At 37.4% G+C, this 18,608-nt stretch carries 19 protein-coding genes; 18 read left to right on the forward strand and 1 reads right to left on the reverse strand.

What is annotated here, in order from left to right; genetic code table 11:
* The first annotated feature begins 9 nt into the window (after nt 1-9).
* From purS to purD, 8 genes are read left to right on the forward strand one after another with little or no spacing between them, the layout of a single operon-like run.
* Entirely contained in the window at nt 10-258 is a 249-nt protein-coding gene (purS, locus tag AC27FM_RS09145) for a phosphoribosylformylglycinamidine synthase subunit PurS (protein WP_487087554.1), read from the forward strand.
* Nucleotides 258-935, forward strand: coding sequence for a phosphoribosylformylglycinamidine synthase subunit PurQ (gene purQ, locus AC27FM_RS09150; RefSeq protein WP_487087556.1), 678 nt, complete (start codon nt 258-260; stop codon nt 933-935). Before purS ends, purQ begins: the two co-directional genes overlap by 1 nt.
* Nucleotides 935-3,142: a phosphoribosylformylglycinamidine synthase subunit PurL gene (gene purL, locus AC27FM_RS09155; RefSeq protein WP_487087558.1), complete on the forward strand. Its 2,208-nt coding sequence runs from the start codon at nt 935-937 to the stop codon at nt 3,140-3,142. Before purQ ends, purL begins: the two co-directional genes overlap by 1 nt.
* Nucleotides 3,127-4,539, forward strand: a complete 1,413-nt coding sequence (purF, locus tag AC27FM_RS09160) for an amidophosphoribosyltransferase (RefSeq protein WP_487087560.1) — start codon at nt 3,127-3,129, stop codon at nt 4,537-4,539. Before purL ends, purF begins: the two co-directional genes overlap by 16 nt.
* A gap of 11 nt (nt 4,540-4,550) precedes the next feature.
* Nucleotides 4,551-5,573, forward strand: a complete 1,023-nt coding sequence (gene purM, locus AC27FM_RS09165) for a phosphoribosylformylglycinamidine cyclo-ligase (RefSeq protein ID WP_487087562.1) — start codon at nt 4,551-4,553, stop codon at nt 5,571-5,573.
* Nucleotides 5,570-6,169, forward strand: a complete 600-nt coding sequence (gene purN / locus AC27FM_RS09170) for a phosphoribosylglycinamide formyltransferase (protein WP_487087564.1) — start codon at nt 5,570-5,572, stop codon at nt 6,167-6,169. Before purM ends, purN begins: the two co-directional genes overlap by 4 nt.
* Nucleotides 6,150-7,688: a bifunctional phosphoribosylaminoimidazolecarboxamide formyltransferase/IMP cyclohydrolase gene (purH, locus tag AC27FM_RS09175; RefSeq protein ID WP_487087566.1), complete on the forward strand. Its 1,539-nt coding sequence runs from the start codon at nt 6,150-6,152 to the stop codon at nt 7,686-7,688. Before purN ends, purH begins: the two co-directional genes overlap by 20 nt.
* 11 nt (nt 7,689-7,699) lie before the next feature.
* Nucleotides 7,700-8,953 carry a phosphoribosylamine--glycine ligase gene (gene purD / locus AC27FM_RS09180; protein ID WP_487087568.1) on the forward strand — a complete coding sequence of 418 codons (1,254 nt, stop codon included), beginning with the start codon at nt 7,700-7,702 and terminating at the stop codon, nt 8,951-8,953.
* 66 nt (nt 8,954-9,019) lie between these two features.
* Here purD and AC27FM_RS09185 read toward each other — a convergent pair whose 3' ends face one another.
* Nucleotides 9,020-9,646, reverse strand: a complete 627-nt coding sequence (locus AC27FM_RS09185; RefSeq protein WP_487087569.1) for a lysophospholipid acyltransferase family protein — start codon at nt 9,644-9,646, stop codon at nt 9,020-9,022.
* A gap of 58 nt (nt 9,647-9,704) precedes the next feature.
* Between AC27FM_RS09185 and AC27FM_RS09190 the strand changes: the two genes are divergently transcribed.
* From AC27FM_RS09190 to AC27FM_RS09235, 10 genes are all read left to right on the forward strand, one after another.
* Complete coding sequence (locus AC27FM_RS09190) at nt 9,705-10,430, forward strand: tRNA1(Val) (adenine(37)-N6)-methyltransferase (protein WP_487087571.1); 726 nt, start codon at nt 9,705-9,707, stop codon at nt 10,428-10,430.
* Nucleotides 10,417-10,701: a GIY-YIG nuclease family protein gene (locus tag AC27FM_RS09195; RefSeq protein ID WP_487087573.1), complete on the forward strand. Its 285-nt coding sequence runs from the start codon at nt 10,417-10,419 to the stop codon at nt 10,699-10,701. Before AC27FM_RS09190 ends, AC27FM_RS09195 begins: the two co-directional genes overlap by 14 nt.
* A 127-nt stretch (nt 10,702-10,828) precedes the next feature.
* The gene (gene rpsB / locus AC27FM_RS09200) at nt 10,829-11,617 is read left to right on the forward strand and encodes a 30S ribosomal protein S2 (protein ID WP_487087575.1); all 789 of its coding nucleotides are present in this window, start codon (nt 10,829-10,831) and stop codon (nt 11,615-11,617) included.
* Between the two features lie 69 nt (nt 11,618-11,686).
* Nucleotides 11,687-12,562, forward strand: coding sequence for a translation elongation factor Ts (gene tsf, locus AC27FM_RS09205; RefSeq protein ID WP_487087577.1), 876 nt, complete (start codon nt 11,687-11,689; stop codon nt 12,560-12,562).
* A 168-nt stretch (nt 12,563-12,730) separates the two neighbouring features.
* Nucleotides 12,731-13,462: a UMP kinase gene (pyrH, locus tag AC27FM_RS09210; protein ID WP_487087579.1), complete on the forward strand. Its 732-nt coding sequence runs from the start codon at nt 12,731-12,733 to the stop codon at nt 13,460-13,462.
* Complete coding sequence (gene frr, locus AC27FM_RS09215; RefSeq protein ID WP_487087581.1) at nt 13,455-14,015, forward strand: ribosome recycling factor; 561 nt, start codon at nt 13,455-13,457, stop codon at nt 14,013-14,015. The genes pyrH and frr overlap by 8 nt, the downstream gene beginning before the upstream one ends.
* 18 nt (nt 14,016-14,033) lie before the next feature.
* The gene (gene uppS, locus AC27FM_RS09220) at nt 14,034-14,777 is read left to right on the forward strand and encodes an undecaprenyl pyrophosphate synthase (protein WP_487087583.1); all 744 of its coding nucleotides are present in this window, start codon (nt 14,034-14,036) and stop codon (nt 14,775-14,777) included.
* Nucleotides 14,778-14,791: 14 nt separating this feature from the next.
* Complete coding sequence (locus AC27FM_RS09225; RefSeq protein ID WP_487087585.1) at nt 14,792-15,586, forward strand: phosphatidate cytidylyltransferase; 795 nt, start codon at nt 14,792-14,794, stop codon at nt 15,584-15,586.
* 19 nt (nt 15,587-15,605) lie between these two features.
* Nucleotides 15,606-16,874, forward strand: coding sequence for an RIP metalloprotease RseP (rseP, locus tag AC27FM_RS09230; RefSeq protein WP_487087587.1), 1,269 nt, complete (start codon nt 15,606-15,608; stop codon nt 16,872-16,874).
* 12 nt (nt 16,875-16,886) lie between these two features.
* Entirely contained in the window at nt 16,887-18,593 is a 1,707-nt protein-coding gene (locus tag AC27FM_RS09235) for a proline--tRNA ligase (protein ID WP_487087589.1), read from the forward strand.
* The last annotated feature ends 15 nt before the right edge of the window (nt 18,594-18,608 follow it).

The raw sequence follows: 18,608 nt of genomic DNA on the forward strand, positions 1-18,608 counted from the left end.
AGAGAAAACATGATTCTTGTAAAAATTTATGTAACTTTGAAAGATTCAGTTGTTGACGTACAGGGAGAAGCAATCAAGGACGCAACTCATACGATGGGTTATCCAAACGTTTCAGAAGTGAGAATGGGTAAGTACTTCGAATTAAAGTTTGATGAGAATAGTGATCATTTAGAAAAAGACGTAGACGAAATTTGTGATGAACTATTAGCTAATCCTAATATTGAAAGTTATCATTATGAAATCATGGAGGAGGTCTAATGAAATTCGCAGTTATTGTATTCCCCGGTTCTAATTGCGATATGGATCTTTATTACGCAATTCGTGATGGGATTAACCAAGATGTAGATTTGGTCAGCTATAAGAAAAAATCATTAGCCGGTTATGACGGTGTCTTGATACCCGGAGGATTTTCATATGGTGACTACTTGAGAAGTGGTGCAATTGCCAGTCACGCACCGATCATTAGTGAAGTGATCAATTTTGCTGAACAAGGTAAACCGGTTTTAGGAATTTGTAATGGATTCCAAATTTTAACTGAAATCGGACTGTTACCAGGAACTTTAACAAATAATCGACAAAATCGTTTTATTTGTAAACAAGCTGAATTAACAGTGGTGAATAATCAAACCATATTTACAAACAAGTATGAATCAAATGAACAAATCGTAGTACCGATTGCTCACGGTGAAGGTAGATATTATTGTGATAATGCCACCCTGAAGGAATTAAAAGAAAATAATCAAATTGTTTTTAAATATAATCAAGATGTTAATGGTAGCGTGGAAGAAATTGCCGGTATTACTAATAAACAAAAAAACGTATTAGGCATGATGCCCCATCCAGAAAGAGCTATTGAATCTATATTAGGTTCAGATGATGGATTGAAATTGTTCGAGTCAATATTAGAAACTCAGAAGAATGAGGTGCAGCAATAGTGATTGAACCAACATCGAAACAAATCAAAGAAGAAAAGATTTATCAAACTTGGGGATTGAGTGATGCTGAATATGAATTGATCAGTGATAAAATATTAGGTCGTTTACCTAACTATACTGAAACAGGCCTGTATTCAGTAATGTGGAGTGAACATTGTTCCTACAAAAATTCCAAACACGTATTACGTAAATTGCCTAACGACAGTGCGCGCGTTATCGCAGGTCCTGGTGAAGATGCTGGTATCATTGATATCGGTGACAATCAGGCAGTCGTATTCAAGGCAGAAAGTCATAATCATCCCTCAGCTGTTGAACCTTATCAAGGTGCAGCAACTGGAGTAGGTGGAATAATTAGAGATATTTTTTCAATGGGTGCAACACCAATTGCACTTTTAGATAGTTTGAAATTTGGTCCATTAGATAACAAAAAGACAAAACATTTAGTAAGAGAAGTGGTATCTGGTATCGGCGGATATGGTAACTGTATCGGAATTCCAACCATTGGTGGAGAGATTTCGTTTGAGAATTGTTACGAAAAAAACCCATTAGTAAACGCCATGTGTATAGGTTTGCTGGACAATACACAATTCAAACACGGTCAAGCTAGCGGTAATAATAATTTGATTATTTATGTCGGTTCAACCACCGGTCGTGATGGGATCCATGGTGCGACATTTGCTTCTGATGAATTTTCGAATAAGAAAAAGAAGCAGCGTTCAGCCGTTCAAGTTGGTAATCCCTTTATGGAAAAATTACTGATGGATGCTTGTGTAGAAATTATTCAAGAACACTCTAATTGGATATTGGGCGTTCAAGATATGGGAGCAGCTGGATTAGTTTCTTCAACTGCAGAAATGGCTTCGAAAGCCAACAGTGGCTTAATGTTGAATTTAGACAATGTGCCACAACGTGAATCAAACATGAGTGCTTATGAAATGATGTTATCTGAATCACAGGAACGAATGGTTTTATGTATTAAACCAGAGTTTGAGAGCGAAGTTTTAAACTTTTTTGAAAATTATAATTTAGATGCTGTAACTATTGGAAAGGTAACCTCTGATAAGCAATATAAAATTTATCATAATAGCGAATTAGTCGTTGATATTCCGGTCGATAGTTTAACGGAGGATGTACCAGAATATGTCCACCAAGGTGTAAGACCGGCAAGACTTAGTGATGACAAAACACAATTTGATCCAGAAATCGAATCATTTAAAGGCTCGTGGTTAAATATCCTCAACAGTCCTTCAATTGCTTCTAAGTCATACTTGTATGAAACATATGATTCGCAAGTAAAGAGTAATACGATTGTTAGACCAGGCAGTGATGCAGGAATTGTCAGAATTAGAGGTACTAAGAAGGCTATTGCCGCCACAAACGATAGCAATTCTAGATACGTCTTTGTGGATCCTTATATTGGTGGACAAATCACGGTTCTGGAAGCGGCCAGAAATATTGTCTCCAGCGGTGCCATTCCAGTTGGGATAACTGACTGTTTGAATTACGGAAATCCTGAGGATCCTGAGATATTCTGGGAATTAGATCAGAGTGTTCAAGGTATCGCAGATGTATGTAATAAGTTCGACGTGCCAGTTATTTCAGGTAATGTGTCGTTATATAACGAATTTAATAAAGAAGCCATCTATCCAAGTCCAATGATCGGAATGGTAGGTCTGATCGAAGATATTGAAGATATCACTACATCGTCATTCAAAGATTCTGGCGATTTGATTTATTTATTGGGCGATACAAATGATGATTTCAATGGTTCTGAAATTCAAAACCAACAGTTGGGATTAGTTGAGGGTGGATTGAACAAAATTGATTTAGATGTTGAATTAAGTAATCAACAAAAAATTCTGACTGCAATCAAGCATAAATTACTCAAGAGCTGTCACGACTTATCAGATGGTGGATTAGTTGCTGCAATTTCAGAATCAGCTTTTGAAAATGAATTAGGTTTTAACATTCATACAAAATTAACAACTAAACAAATGTTCTCAGAAACTCAGTCCAGATACTTGGTAACGATCGAGAGCAAGGATAAAGAAGCATTAGAAAATATATTCAAAGATAATTTTGAATGTCTAGGATTTGTTACTAACGATTCCGCATTCTCTGTACAAACTGCTGATGGAGAATTGGATATTGAATTGAATGAAGCTCTGAATAGCTGGAAAGAGGCAATCCCATGTTTAATGAAGTAAGAAGCTTGAATGAAGAATGTGGATTATTTGGTGTTTGGGGTGCTAAGGATGCCAACTACCTCACATATCTAGGACTTCACAGTTTACAACACCGCGGTCAAGAGGGTGCTGGGATAGTTACTAATGATAATGGCAAACTTTTGGGTTACCGCAATTTAGGATTAGTATCACATGTGTTCTCAGATAAAAATAACCTCTATGCACTAACTGGTGATGCGGCAATTGGCCACGTTAGGTATTCAACAGCTGGTGAAAATAAAATCGAAAATGTCCAACCACTTTTATTCGATTTCACTGATGATCAACTGGCGTTAGCACACAATGGTAATCTGACAAATGCAATCACATTGAAGAAAGAACTTGAACAAACTGGTCATATTTTTAAATCAAGTTCAGATTCTGAAATACTGATGCATCTAATCAGGAGATCAAAGAAAGATCATTTCATCGACAAAGTCAAAGAGTCACTGAATATAATTCAAGGTGGATTCGCTTATTTATTGATGACACAAGATGCATTGATCGTAGCTCTAGATAGTAATGGCTTCAGACCGTTATCAATTGGTCAATTGGACAATGGTGCCTACACCGTTGCAAGTGAAACCTGTGCGCTAGATGCTGTCGGTGCCAAGTTCGTTCGTGATGTCTTGCCAGGTGAACTGATCATCATTAATGATGACGGATTAAAGATCGATCATTGGACTACTGACACTAAGTTAGCCTTTTGTGCCATGGAATTTGTATATTTCGCAAGAGCAGATTCTGACTTACTTGGTGTGAATGTTCATTCAGCTAGAAAACGGATGGGACGAAATCTGGCAAAAGAACAACCGATCGAAGGAGATATCGTCGTCGGAGTACCTAACTCATCTTTATCTGCCGCAAGCGGATATGCGGAAGCAATTAAACTTCCATATGAAATGGGTCTGATCAAGAATCAATATATGGGTCGTGAATTCATTCAGCCGACACAGGAATTAAGAGAAAAAAGCGTTCGTCAGAAATTGGCTGCCGTAAAAGGTGTTGTCAAAGGCAAACGTGTTATTTTAGTTGATGATTCAATCGTCAGAGGGACAACTTGTGCATATATCGTCGGGTTATTGCGTGATGCCGGTGCTAAGGAAGTTCACTTGAGAATTGCCTCACCACAATTCAAATATCCTTGCTTCTTCGGAATAGATATTTCTAAGAAGAGTGAATTGATTGCTTCACACAAATCAATCGAAGAAATGCGAGAAATCTTTGATGCTGATAGTCTAGCCTTTTTGAGTGAAGAAGGACTGGTGGACGCAATTGGTTTGAGTGCTAGTACACCAGATGATTCTCATCTAGATTTGTCGTATTTTAATGGTCAATATCCAACTTATTTGTATGATTATGCGAAACAAGATCAGTAAAGGAGATTAAGATGGCAAATCCTTATAGAGATGCAGGAGTTAATGTTGAATCTGGATATAAAATTTCTAAGTTTGTTAAACAAAAGACTGCAGATGCAACAGCAAACATTGGTAGTTTTGGTGGCATGTACGAAATCCCTGAGGGATATCGCAAGCCGGTTTTGATTTCTAGTAATGATGGTGTGGGGACAAAATTATTACTTACAGAAAACGGAAAACTTGATACGATCGGAATCGACTGTGTTGCAATGTGTGTAAACGACATCTTAGCACAAGGAGCTAAGCCGGTTTATTTTTTGGATTATATTTCAACTGGAAAAGTTGACGACAAGATCCAAGAAATTTTGACGGGTGTTATCGAGGGCTGTAATCAAGCAGAGGCACAGTTGATTGGTGGCGAAACCGCTGAAATGCCTGATGTTTATTCTGAAACAAGTTATGATATTGCTGGCTTTTCGGTAGGTATTTGTGAAAAAGAAAATATTCTGACTAAAGCAAATGTTAAAAAAGACGATGAACTCATTGGAATTGCTTCAAGTGGCTTGCATTCAAATGGATATTCGCTGATAAGAAAAATCTTTTTCAAGGATAATAATTTTGAGATGAGTTCGAAATTACCAGAGTTATCGAATGGTTTGCTGGGAGAATATTTGTTAGAACCAACAAAGATTTATGTAAAAGATGTTCTACCATTACTGGACAAGAAATTAATTCATGGAATTGCCCATATTACTGGTGGAGGTTTCTACGAAAATATCCCTCGAATGCTGACTGATGATCTGGCGGTTCGTATCGATGTCAATAGTTGGTCGAAGAATGAGATTTTCACAGCTGTTCAAAAATATGGAAAACTCGAATCAGACGACATGTATCACATTTTTAATATGGGGCTTGGGATGGTATTGGCAGTTGATCCTAAGGACAAAGATTCCGTCTTATCAGAATTAAATAAGTCAGCAGTACAAGCATGGTCAGTTGGTAAAGTTATTTCTAAAAAAGAAAATAGTGTGGAATTAACGGGGGTGGATGCATGAGAGTAGCCATCTTTGCTTCGGGAAATGGTACGAACTTTGAAGCCATTGCAAATTCAGATGAATTGAAGAAAGCGGGTTTGGAAATTGAAATTTTGGTGTGTGATCACAAAAATGCTCCAGTAATTCAAAAAGCTGAAAAACTTAATATTCCAGTATTTATCAACGAACTTGCAGATTTTTCTAATAGAACTGAATACGAAAGAGCAATCGTTCAAAAATTACAGCCTTTAAAAATCGAGTATATTTTTTTAGCAGGGTATATGCGTGTAGTGACCAGTGAATTGCTGAACCAATATAAAGGTAAAATAATTAATATTCACCCATCATTACTTCCTAAATATTCAGGACTGGATGCTATCCAACGTGCATTTGATTCTGGTGATAAACAAACCGGTGTGACGATACATTATATTGATGAGAACGTTGATACAGGACCAGTGATTTGTCAAAATGTCATACCAATTTTGGACACTGACAGTGTTGAAACTCTGGAAGCGCGTATTCATAATAAAGAGCATGACATGTATGTCAAAGTAATAGCTGACTTGATAATAAATGAAAGTGGGAAAAACAATTTTGAAAAAGGCGTTAATTAGTGTTTCGGATAAAAGTGGTATTGTTGAATTCGCAAAAAAGTTAATCGAAAATGATTATGAAATTATTTCTACTGGTGGCACATACCAGAAATTACAATCCAACGACGTTCCTGTAACTGAAATCGACGAAATAACCGGTTTTCCAGAAATTTTGGACGGTCGTGTCAAGACACTGCATCCTAAGGTTCACGCCGGTTTATTGGCTAAAAGGGATAACGCAGAACATATGGAGACTTTGAAGGAGTTAAACATTGATACGATCGACCTAATATGTGTCAATCTGTATCCTTTTAAAGAAACTATTTCTAAACCAGATGTTACTTTGGATCAAGCAATTGAACAAATTGATATCGGTGGTCCCTCAATGATTCGTTCCGCATCAAAGAATTATAAGAGTGTATATGTAGTTGTTGACCGTGATGACTATGATGATGTGATCGAACAACTCAATCAAGTAGATAATTTGAGTTTTAGACAAAAATTAGCTGCTAAAGCTTTCAGACATACGGCACAGTACGACAGTATCATTGCCAGATACTTATCAGATCTTAATGGGGAGGAATTCCCTGACGTCGAAACATTATCATATGATTTCAAGCAATCATTACGCTATGGTGAAAACTCTCATCAAAAGGCAGCATTTTATCAAAGTTCATTGCCAAGCAAGTATTCGATTGCTTCCGCAGAACAACTGCACGGTAAGGAATTATCATTCAACAACATCAAAGATGCTGATGCGGCTCTAAGAATTGTTGCAGATTTTGACAAACCATGTGTAGCTGCATTGAAACATATGAATCCATGTGGTGTTGGTGTAGATGAAGAATGTATCTATAAGGCTTGGCAAAAAGCATATAGTGCTGATAAAATTTCGATTTTTGGTGGAATTATTGCGTTTAATCGTGAGGTTACCGCCAATGTGGCAGAGGAGTTACACAGTATCTTTCTTGAAATCGTCATTGCTCCTAGTTTTACAGATGAAGCGTTAGAAATTCTCGAAAAGAAGAAAAATATCAGACTGTTGACAGTTGACTTCGCTGAAATCAAAAATGCTGATAAGTATGAATATGTATCAGTTATGGGCGGACTCTTAGTCCAAGAAAGAGATACAACTGTAGATAGTGTTGATGAGTTCGAAGTAGTTACTGAAAAGAAGCCTACTGATGAAGAAATTAAGGCCTTACTCTTTGGTCAAAAAGTCGTTAAGCACGTTAAGAGCAATGCAATTATTATTTCTACAACTGACAAAACTCTAGGGGTTGGAGCTGGACAAATGAATCGTATCGGTTCAGTTAAGATTGCGCTAGAACAAGAAGAGTTGGGTGACACACATACACCATTGGTTATGGCGTCGGATGCATTTTTCCCAATGGACGATTGTGTTGAATATGCTGCCAAGCATGACGTCACAGCAATCATCCAACCGGGCGGTTCAATCCATGATCAAGATTCCATTGACATGGCTAACAAGTACGGAATTTCCATGATCTGTACAGGCAGACGTCACTTTAGACATTAAAGAGGTGGATTATGAAAATACTTGTAATTGGGTCTGGAGCTCGCGAACATGCAATTTGTGAGGCATTATCGTCAGAGAATAATCAAATTTTTTGTGCTCCGGGTAATGATGGTATGAAGCTATCCGGCATTGAGACAGTTTCAATCGCCGAGAGTGATTTTACTGAATTGGTTAATTTTGCAATCAAGGAGAATGTCGCGTATACGATTGTTGGTCCTGAGGAGCCGTTAGTTAATGGTGTCGTTGATTTCTTTGAGGCACGTGGGTTAAAAATTTTTGGTCCCAACAAAAAGGCGGCTCAAATTGAAGGTTCAAAAGTATTTACCAAGTCACTTTTGAAACTATCCAATGTGCCGACCGCAACATATTTAGAATTCAATGACTACAAGTCGGCTGAAGAATATTTGAACCACCTGACTGAATATCCAGTTGTTATTAAAGCTGATGGGTTAGCAGCTGGTAAGGGTGTGTATATTGTCAAAAGTCTTGATGGAGCAATTGAAATTGCTTCTGAACTTCTCAATGGTCACAAGTTTCATACGGACAAGATCATTATTGAAGAATTTTTGGATGGCGAAGAATTTTCCTTGATGGCATTTGTTAATAACGGGAAGTTTTATCCAATGCCAGCTGCACAGGATTATAAGAGACTAGGAGAGAACGATCGTGGGCCTAATACTGGCGGTATGGGTGCCGTCTCTCCTGTTAAAAATATTTCTAGTTCTGTCTATAAGCAGGCCGTTGACAAGGTTTTACGCCCGTTCATCGAAATTTTAGCTGAAGAAAATATCAAGTACACTGGAATCTTGTATGCAGGACTGATTCTAACTTCTAAAGGCATTAGAGTTATTGAATTCAACGTAAGATTTGGGGATCCGGAAACTGAGGTCGTGTTACCTCGGCTAAAGAACAATCTAGCTGAAGTAATATTTGCAATCCTAAATGACGCTAACCCTGAGATAAATTGGGAGACTTCAGGTGTTGATTTGGGAGTGTTCGTCTCCGTTGACGGTTACCCTGATGCGCCCGTTAAGGGGGCTGATCTGGGAGATGTTGATTCATTCCGAAATATTGATTGTCCCATCAACTATGCTGGTGTAAAGCAAGAGGAAGATTCGTTTATCTCCAGTGGCGGTAGATTGTTTGTTGTAAAAACTCATGCAGAGGATTTAGAGAGTGCTCGTCAAGAAATTTATCAAGAGATAAGCAAGTTAAAGCAAAAAAATATTTATTATCGAAAAGATATTGGTAATAATTCAATCTAATATCAAAAGTCGGTGATTATGAACATTTACGTTCACAATCACCGACTTTTTTGTTTATACTTTAAATTAGTTATTCTTGACAGGTGGAATGTACTTGAAATCGGGATTTATTTTTTGATCAATCTGGTTCCAGGCTTCCTCCATATCTTCATTTACTTGTTTTGTTTGTGCTTCATCAAGTTTTGCTTTGAAATCAAAGTCTATTTCTGGTCCCACACCAATGGTTACTTGTTGATGTTTCAATAGCCCAGAAAGTTTCAGTGGTCCTTGATAAACGAATGGGACTAACGGAGCTTTTGACATTTTTGCGATCAGTGATGCGCCACCTTTCAAGTCCTCTGAATATCGAGTACCTGATGGGAACATTATCAAAATCTGTCCCTTCTTTTTTAATGCCTTAACCGGAGTTTTGATCACTGATGGTCCGGGATGCTTACGGTCGACCGGAAACGCATGGGCATGAACCAAGATGTATCTCAGAATTGGATTTTTGAATAACTCGATTTTTGCCATGAAAGTTGCTTCGCGGGGTGCGATAACCAATGCAAAAAAAATTGGTTCCCACCATGTTCTGTGTGGGGCAACGATGATGAATGGTTTATCGGGCAAGTTTTCCTCGCCCTCGATTTTATATCTACCATTCAGTATAAAAACAACTATTCTAGCAACAACACGGATGAATTTATAAAACATTAATTATCATTCTCCCAAAAAATAATTTTTTAATAAAATACCATAAAGCAGGTGTAACATGTCTAATCTTTCTCAAGACGTCATTTCAAATAGCGGGATTAAAATCTTTCAAGATAAGGATCTATATTCATTTAACCTAGATACTATTTTACTTTATAATTTTGCAAAAACCGTAAAAAAAGGCAAAATTGTTGATTTATGCGCGGGTAATGGTGCGATTGGTCTGAGTTTAGCACCGGAGACTAAGGCATCCATCTACTTGGTAGAACTGCAAGAACCCTTGGCAGCACTCGCACAAAAAAGTATTACTAACAATGGACTGGACGATCAAGTCGAAGTTATCAATGATGATATTAAAAACATCCAACAGCATCTGGAACATGATTCGATCGACATGATAGTTTGTAATCCGCCTTATTTTACTTCAAAGGAAACTACACAAATTAAGAATAATCAAGTTTTAGCAATTGCCAGACATGAATTAAAAACAAATCTGAATGAAGTTTTGTATACTATCAAAATATTATTAAAAGAAAATTCACATGCTTATATTGTTTATCGCCCGGATAGACTAAGCGAATTACTTTCGACGATGCTGGCGAATAGATTGCAAGCTAAGCGAATCAGATTTGTGAGGTCGCACTTGAATAATAATGCTAATTTGGTCTTAGTTGATGCAATCAAGACAGTTAAATCGGCTTCGTTGATCATCGAACCAGATTTGATCATGTACGATGGCAGTGAGTTAAGCGAAGAGGGAAGAGAAATAATTGACGGAAAATAAAAATTATTTTGTTTACATATTATTATGTGCTGATAGAACATTTTACATCGGTACTAGCAATGATGTCGAGAAAAGAGTCGCCACTCACAATGCAGGTAAGGGTGCAAAATATACGAAAATACGGCGGCCAGTCAAACTTCTTTATCAAGAAAATTTACACGGAAAATCGAATGCACTTAAACGAGAAATAGAATTAAAAAAACTCAATCGTAAAAAAAAGGAAGATTTTTTACAAAGTAAAGGAATTAATTGGCACGAATTCTTGATTTAATGATTATTTTCCCTTATAATATTTCCTTGTATTGAATACACACACTTAACGATTCAGTTGTTGGTGCGCAAACGCGTGTCAACTGAACACGACTTAAGTGGAGGTAAAAACCAGGAGGAATTTTTTTATGTCAGTTATTTCTATGAAACAACTACTTGAAGCCGGTGTACATTTTGGACACCAAACAAGACGTTGGAACCCTAAGATGAAGCCATTTATTTTTACACAAAGAAATGGTATTTACATCATTGATTTACAAAAAACAGTTCGCATGATCGACGATGCTTACAATTACATGAAGGCAGTTGCCGGTGATGACGGTATCTTCTTATTCGTTGGTACTAAGAAACAAGCACAAGATGCTATTGAAGAAGAAGCTACACGTGCTGGTCAATACTACGTTAACCATCGTTGGTTAGGTGGTACTTTGACTAACTGGAACACAATCCAAAAACGTATTAAGAGATTAAAGGATATTAAAGCAATGTCAGAAGACGGTACTTTCGAACGTCTTCCTAAGAAAGAAGTTGCTTTACTTACAAAACAACAAGCTAAGTTAGAGAAGTTCCTTGGTGGTATCGAAGATATGCCAAGAATTCCAGATGTTATGTTTATTGTTGATCCTCATAAGGAAAACATTGCTGTTAACGAAGCTAAGAAACTTAACATTCCTATCGTAGCTATGGTTGATACAAATACTGATCCAGATGACATTGATGTTATCATCCCATCAAATGATGATGCTATCCGTGCCGTTCGCCTAATCGTTTCTAAGATGGCAGATGCTATCGTTGAAGGTAAACAAGGTGAAGAATCAGTATCTACTGATGATTTTGCTAAGAATGATGCTGCTGCATCTGATGACAAGTCAATCGAAGATGTTGCAGAATCAGCTGATAATGGTAACGAAGAATAATAAAGATTATAGTTATAGATAGAGCCATCTGAACAAGATGGCTTTATTTATACGACTGGAGGATATTTCATGGCTAAAATTACTGCTGCTCAAGTTAAAGAATTACGTGATAAGACAAGCGTTGGTATGATGGATGCTAAAAAAGCATTAGTTGCCACTGATGGTGACATGCAAAAGGCTATTGATGAACTTCGTGAAAAGGGTATCGCTAAGGCTGCTAAAAAGAACGACCGTATTGCTGCTGAAGGTTTAGCAGAAATCGTTGTTTCTGGTAACAAAGCTGCTATCTACGAAGTAAACTCAGAAACTGACTTTGTTTCATCAAATGACAAGTTTAAAGATCTTGTTGCTAAGATCGGTAAAGCACTTGTTGAAGGTGAACCAAAATCAATGGAAGAAGCTTTGGCACTTAAAGCTGGTGACGAAACAATCAACGAAGCAATCACTGGTTTAACTGCTGTTATTGGTGAAAAGATCACTTTGAGACGTTTCCATATCGTTGAAAAGAGTGATTCACAAGTATTCGGTTCATACCTACACAATGGTGGCTTGATCGCTGCACTTACAGTTCTTGAAGGTTCTGATGCAGATGTTGCTAAAGATGTAGCTATGCACGTTGCTGCTATCAACCCAACATATCTTAACCGTGATTCAGTGCCTGCAGATGTTTTGGAACACGAAAAGAAAGTATTTACTGAAGAAACAAAAGCTGAAGGTAAGCCTGAAAAGATCATCCCAAGAATCGTTGAAGGACGTCTTAACAAGTATCTTTCAGATATTAGTTTGGCAGATCAAGAATTCGTTAAGGATTCTGACATGACTGTTCAACAATATGTTGAATCAAAGAAGAGTGCACTAGTTTCATACTTCCGCTTTGAAGTTGGCGAAGGTATCGAAAAGGCTCAAGACAACTTTGTTGACGAAGTTATGAACCAAATTAAGTAATTAATTAGTATTTTTTAAAGGGGATCGCTTAATTCATCTGAATTAAACGGTCTTTTCTTGTATATAAGCTATATTTCGTCCAATTTTTGCTTAAAATTGGCTATTAATTCAATTTACGGTAATTGATTATGTTAAAATATTTAGTAGCAAATTTAAAGGAGAGTACTTATGCCTGATATCAAGTATAAAAGAATTATTTTAAAAGTTTCTGGTGAAGCGTTGGCCGGAGAAAAGGGATTTGGAATCAACCCTCCAGTTATTAAGAGAATCGCTGAACAAATTAAGAGTGTTCATGAACTTGGCGTTCAAGTAGCCATTGTCTGTGGTGGTGGTAACATTTGGCGTGGTGAAACTGGTGCCGAAATGGGTATGGATCGCGCCCAAGCTGATTACATGGGTATGATGGCAACAGTGATGAATGGATTGGCTCTACAAGATGGTTTAGAACAATTAGATGTACCTACACGTGTTCAAACATCAATTGAAATGAGACAAGTTGCAGAACCTTACATCAGAAGAAAGGCTGTTAGACACCTTGAAAAGGGTCGTGTAGTGATTTTTGCTGGTGGAACAGGTAATCCTTACTTCTCAACAGATACTACTTCTGTATTGCGTGCAGCCGAAATCGAAGCTGATGTTATTTTGATGGCAAAGAATAATGTAGATGGAGTATATTCTGCTGATCCTAAGAAGGATCCACATGCTAAGAAATTTGATGAACTGACTCAACTTGATATCATTAACAAGAACTTGGGTGTAATGGACTCAACAGCTTCATCATTATCAATGGATAACAATATCCCATTAATAGTGTTTAATTTAGATGAACCAGAAAATATTAAAAAGGTTGTTCAAGGTGAAAACATCGGAACAATCATAAAGGGTGGTAGTAATGACTGAGAATAGTGCAATTTCAAAAGCTAGAGAAAATATGTCGATATCGATTGAGGTTTTAAGAAAAGAACTAGCTAATATTCGTGCAGGAAAAGCTAATGCTTCAATTCTTAACAACATCAAAGTGGAATATTATGGTACAGAAGTACCATTGAACCAAGTTGCTTCGATCAATGTACCAGAGGCACGTGTATTGTTGATCTCGCCTTATGACAAGTCATCATTAGATGCAATCGAACATTCGATCAATTCATCTGACCTTGGTTTGAATCCAGCTAATGATGGGGATGTTATTCGTTTAGTTATCCCTCAACTAACTGGTGAACGTCGTAAAGAGATCGCTAAGCAAGTGGGTAAAGAAGCCGAAGAGACTCGTATCGCTATTCGTAACGTAAGACGTGACGCAATGGATGATATTAAGAAACAAGAAAAAAATAGTGAAATTACAGAAGATGACCTACACGATCTAGAAGGTCAAATTCAAAAAGTCACTGACAAAGCAGTTGCTGACATCAATCAAATCGCTGCAGACAAAGAAAAGGAAATCACTGAAGGGTAACCTTTGGAGTGATGGTTTATGACAGATATTAATAATAGTGAATTAAGTTCGGAATTAAGAGTTCCAGAGCATATAGCTATCATAATGGATGGTAATGGTAGATGGGCTAAGCGTAGCGGTCAACCGCGCATTGCAGGTCACAAAGAAGGCATGAATAATGTTAAGCGTATCGCCACAGCAGCTAGTCATATGGGAGTTAAGGTCTTGAGCCTTTACGCCTTTTCTACGGAAAACTGGAGTAGACCAAGCAAAGAAGTTAGTTTTTTAATGCGTCTGCCAGTGGACTTTTTTGGAACATTTATGCCAGACTTAATAAAAGAAAATATAAAAGTTTTAGTAACTGGATTCACTGAACATTTGCCTGAAAAAACAAAGAAGGTCGTCTTCAAAGCTATGGAAGATACAAAGGACAATACTGGTATGGTATTAAACTTTGCATTCAATTATGGTGGACGAGCTGAAATTGTTAATGCTGCAAAAAATTTGGCAAAAGCAGCAGTTAATGGTTCAATAAGTCCAGACGACATTGATGATAAATTATTTGCGGATCAGCTATTAACTAGTCCTTTGGGAAGTTTAGCTGATCCTGATTTGTTAATCAGAACTAGTGGAGAAGAGAGAATCTCCAATTTCTTATTATGGCAACTTGCATACTCCGAAATGGTCTTTGACGAGACCTACTGGCCTGATTTTACGTCGGATAATTTAGCCGAAGATATTAGAATTTATAATAAACGAGATCGTCGATTTGGTTCTGTTTAATTTGGGGGAAGATTATGAGACAACGTGTAATTACAGCCGTAATCGCTCTAGCAATTTTTATTCCAATTCTACTTGCGGGTGGAGTATGGCTTGAAGTTGCAGCAGCAGCCTTAGCAGTTGTAGGTATATTTGAAATTTATATTATGCGGAAACGAATCATTGTTTCTATTGATTTTATAGTTACAGTGTTAGGTACTCTGGCGATAGCCGTACCATTGAACTTTTACAAGGGATGGTTGCCAGATAGTTTTACACGCTTAGATGTATTTTATGTTTTTGCGGTATTACTTCTAATAATTACTGTGCTAACAAAAAACAAATTTAATTTTGAAGACGTAGGTGTTTCTGTTGTATCAATGATATACATTGGTACAGGATTCCATTACTTAGCTTCAGTTAGAAACTCTGAAGGTGGCCTAGCACTATTAATGTATGCATTGATAGTCGTTTGGTCGACCGATATTTTCGCATATACATTTGGACGCAAGATCGGTAAGCATAAGTTGTGGCCTGCTATCAGTCCAAACAAGACGTGGGAAGGTACTATTGGCGGAATCTTATCTGCATTAGTTCTTTCTGCAGTATACATGTACTTTGTACCACAAGAGTATTCGATGACATCAATGCTAATGATTGCATTTGTTCTATCGGTTTTTGGACAGATGGGAGATCTCATCGAATCCGCTTATAAGAGATATTATAAGGTGAAGGATTCTGGAAATATTTTACCTGGTCATGGTGGAATACTAGATAGATTCGATAGCATGTTGATCGTGCTACCTTTGTTACACATTTTTGGCCTAGTATAGGCGATTCGTGGAGGTTAAAATGACCGCGATAATAACATTTATAATTGTTTTTGGAATCTTAGTAATCGTTCATGAGTTTGGACATTACTATGCAGCAAAAAAATCAGGAATTTTAGTACGGGAATTTTCAGTAGGAATGGGTCCCAAAATATTTGCGTACCGAAAAAATAGCACTACATATACATTGAGACTGCTGCCACTTGGTGGTTACGTGCGAATGGCAGGAGCTCAAGAAGATGATTCAGAGATTCAACCAGGTACGATGGCCTCTCTGGTATTAGGTGATGATCAGAAAGTCCAAAAGATCATTACTTCCAGTAAAGTTTATGATCCTAATGGTATTCCAGTACAAATATCAAAAGCCGACTTAGTCGATGATTTGACAATTGAAGGATATGAAAATGGTGATGAAACTGTTATCAAAAATTATTCAGTTGATCACGATGCTACTATCGTCGAAGAAGATGGAACAGAGGTTCAAATAGCACCACGTGATGTTCAACTTCAATCAGTATCAGTTTGGAAACGAATGATCACTAATTTTGCTGGTCCATTTAATAATTTTATCTTGGCAATCGTCTGTGCTATTTTAGCAGCGTTCATGATGAATGGAGTAGTTGAGAACAGTAATCAACTAGGTGAAATTCAAAAGGGCAGTGTTGCTGAACAAGCTGGACTCAAAGCCAATGATAAAATTTTGGCGGTCAACGGTCACACGACTAAAGATTGGAATGACTTGTCTTTAACTATTCAAAAATATCCAGGGAAAAAGACTACGCTAAAGATCAAGTCAGGCAATAAGATTTCAAATATTTCATTAACTCCGAAAACAATTAAATCATCGGGTCAAAAATATGGACAGATCGGTATCATGCCAAAACGAGATTACAGTTTCGGTGCCAAAATAAAATATGGATTTACGTATAGTTGGCAGACGACCGTACAGATCCTAAAAGTATTGGGGAAGATGGTAACTGGTGGTTTTAGTATCAATCAGTTATCAGGTCCAGTTGGAATTTATTCAATGACATCGCAGGTTTCATCACAGGGGTTATTGAGCATTATTTTATTCATGTCTATGTTGTCAATGAACTTAGGTATCGTCAATTTGATTCCGATACCGGCACTTGATGGTGGTAAAATTTTACTCAATATTGTTGAAGCCATTAGAAGAAAACCACTCCCAGAAGAGTATGAAAATGTTATAACCTTAGTTGGGGTCGGTATCTTGGTGCTATTAATGGTTGCTGTGACTTGGAATGATATCCAACGCTTTTTCATAAAATAGGGGGATAAAAAATTGAAGCAATCAAAATTGTATATTCCAACACTAAAACAAACTCCATCAGATGCTGAGGCGATCAGCCATCAGTTAATGTTGAGAGCAGGGTATATTAGACAAGTTTCTGCAGGTATTTACAGCTATTTGCCACTCGCGTGGTCAGTAGTTCGTAAACTTGAAGCGCTAATTCGCAAAGAAAATGAAGCAATGGGTGCAGCAGAGATGCATATGCCAGCAATTATTCCTGCGGATTTGTGGAGAGAGAGCGGTCGCTACGCTACATACGGCGAAAACTTATTCAAAGTAACCGATCGTCACGACCGTGAATTGATCCTCGGCCCAACTCATGAAGAAACGTTTACTAGTGTTGTTAAAGAGAATTTGAATACTTACAAAAAATTGCCTTTGATTTTATTCCAAATGCAGATGAAATATCGGGATGAGGAACGACCACGTTATGGGCTACTACGTAGTCGAGAATTTGACATGTACGATGCATATTCCTTCACTGCAAATAACGAACAATTAGATGTCATCTTTAACCAGATGGAACAAGCCTACCGTAAGATTTTTGATATTTGTGGATTGGATTACCGCGTAAATGTTGGTGATGCCGGTGCCATGGGTGGAACTGATGCCAAGGAATTTTCAGTAATTGCTGATATCGGTGAAGATACGATTGCTTACTCAGATGAAAGTGATTATTCCGCTAATTTAAATATGGCAACTAGTAAGCTACCGGATAATCCTCAAATCGAGCATCAAAAGGCGGAATTGGTAGACACACCAGACGTTCATACGATTGATACTCTTGCCGCGTTATTAAAAGTTGAATCATCGATCATCATGAAGGCAGTTGCCTATATGGCTGATGAAAAACCAGTTTTGGTAATGATTCGTGGTGATTATCAGGTTAATGACGTAAAAGTTAAGGATTATTTGGGAGCTGACTTTTTAGTCGAAGCAACTCCGGAAGAAGTACGTGACGTCTTCAAGAGTGTACCTGGATTCATCGGACCTAAGGGTATTTCGGATCAAGTTCAAGTATTATATGATAGTTCACTTGAAGGACTATCTAACTTTGCTGTCGGTCCTAATATTGAAAATAAACACTTGATCAACGCTAACTTTGAGGATATTACGGATGAAGCACCGACATTTAGAGATTTTCGTGTCGTCAAAGAAGGAGAAGTCTCTCCTGATGGGCATGGACATATTAAATTTACACGTGGTATTGAAATCGGTCATATTTTCAGGCTAGGGACTAATTTTTCTAAATCATTGGGAGCAAATTTCCTTGATGAGAATGGAAAATCAAATCCCTTGGTCATGGGGAGTTACGGGATAGGTATTTCGCGTTTGTTGTCTGCTATCATTGAGCAACATAATGACGAGAATGGTATCATTTGGCCAGTAGCTCTGGCACCATATCAAATCCACGTAGTTCCTATCAAATACAGTAACGATGATCAAGGTAAGCTCAGCGATGAAATCGTGAAACTACTTGAAGATGAAGGATTTGACGTATTACTAGATGATCGTAAAGAACGTCCGGGTGTTAAATTCGCAGATTCAGACTTAATCGGTATGCCGATTCGAATCACTGTTGGTAAAAAAGCCGCAGATAATATTGTTGAATTAAAGATCAGAAGTACTGGTGAAACAATCGAAGTAAATAAAGATGAATTAGTAAATTCAGTAAAAATATTGCTTAAGAATCAGTAATGAGGCTTAAGCCTT

This window comes from Companilactobacillus sp. y65-5 (genome assembly GCF_057541095.1).

Coding starts and splice junctions, on each gene's coding strand:
- purS (WP_487087554.1), top strand. CDS start 10: ATGATTCTTGTAAAAATTTATGTAACTTTGAAAGATTCAGTTGTTGAC.
- purQ (WP_487087556.1), top strand. CDS start 258: ATGAAATTCGCAGTTATTGTATTCCCCGGTTCTAATTGCGATATGGAT.
- purF (WP_487087560.1), top strand. CDS start 3,127: ATGTTTAATGAAGTAAGAAGCTTGAATGAAGAATGTGGATTATTTGGT.
- purM (WP_487087562.1), top strand. CDS start 4,551: ATGGCAAATCCTTATAGAGATGCAGGAGTTAATGTTGAATCTGGATAT.
- purN (WP_487087564.1), top strand. CDS start 5,570: ATGAGAGTAGCCATCTTTGCTTCGGGAAATGGTACGAACTTTGAAGCC.
- purD (WP_487087568.1), top strand. CDS start 7,700: ATGAAAATACTTGTAATTGGGTCTGGAGCTCGCGAACATGCAATTTGT.
- AC27FM_RS09185 (WP_487087569.1), bottom strand. CDS start 9,646: ATGTTTTATAAATTCATCCGTGTTGTTGCTAGAATAGTTGTTTTTATA.
- AC27FM_RS09190 (WP_487087571.1), top strand. CDS start 9,705: ATGTCTAATCTTTCTCAAGACGTCATTTCAAATAGCGGGATTAAAATC.
- rpsB (WP_487087575.1), top strand. CDS start 10,829: ATGTCAGTTATTTCTATGAAACAACTACTTGAAGCCGGTGTACATTTT.
- tsf (WP_487087577.1), top strand. CDS start 11,687: ATGGCTAAAATTACTGCTGCTCAAGTTAAAGAATTACGTGATAAGACA.
- pyrH (WP_487087579.1), top strand. CDS start 12,731: ATGCCTGATATCAAGTATAAAAGAATTATTTTAAAAGTTTCTGGTGAA.
- frr (WP_487087581.1), top strand. CDS start 13,455: ATGACTGAGAATAGTGCAATTTCAAAAGCTAGAGAAAATATGTCGATA.
- uppS (WP_487087583.1), top strand. CDS start 14,034: ATGACAGATATTAATAATAGTGAATTAAGTTCGGAATTAAGAGTTCCA.
- AC27FM_RS09225 (WP_487087585.1), top strand. CDS start 14,792: ATGAGACAACGTGTAATTACAGCCGTAATCGCTCTAGCAATTTTTATT.
- rseP (WP_487087587.1), top strand. CDS start 15,606: ATGACCGCGATAATAACATTTATAATTGTTTTTGGAATCTTAGTAATC.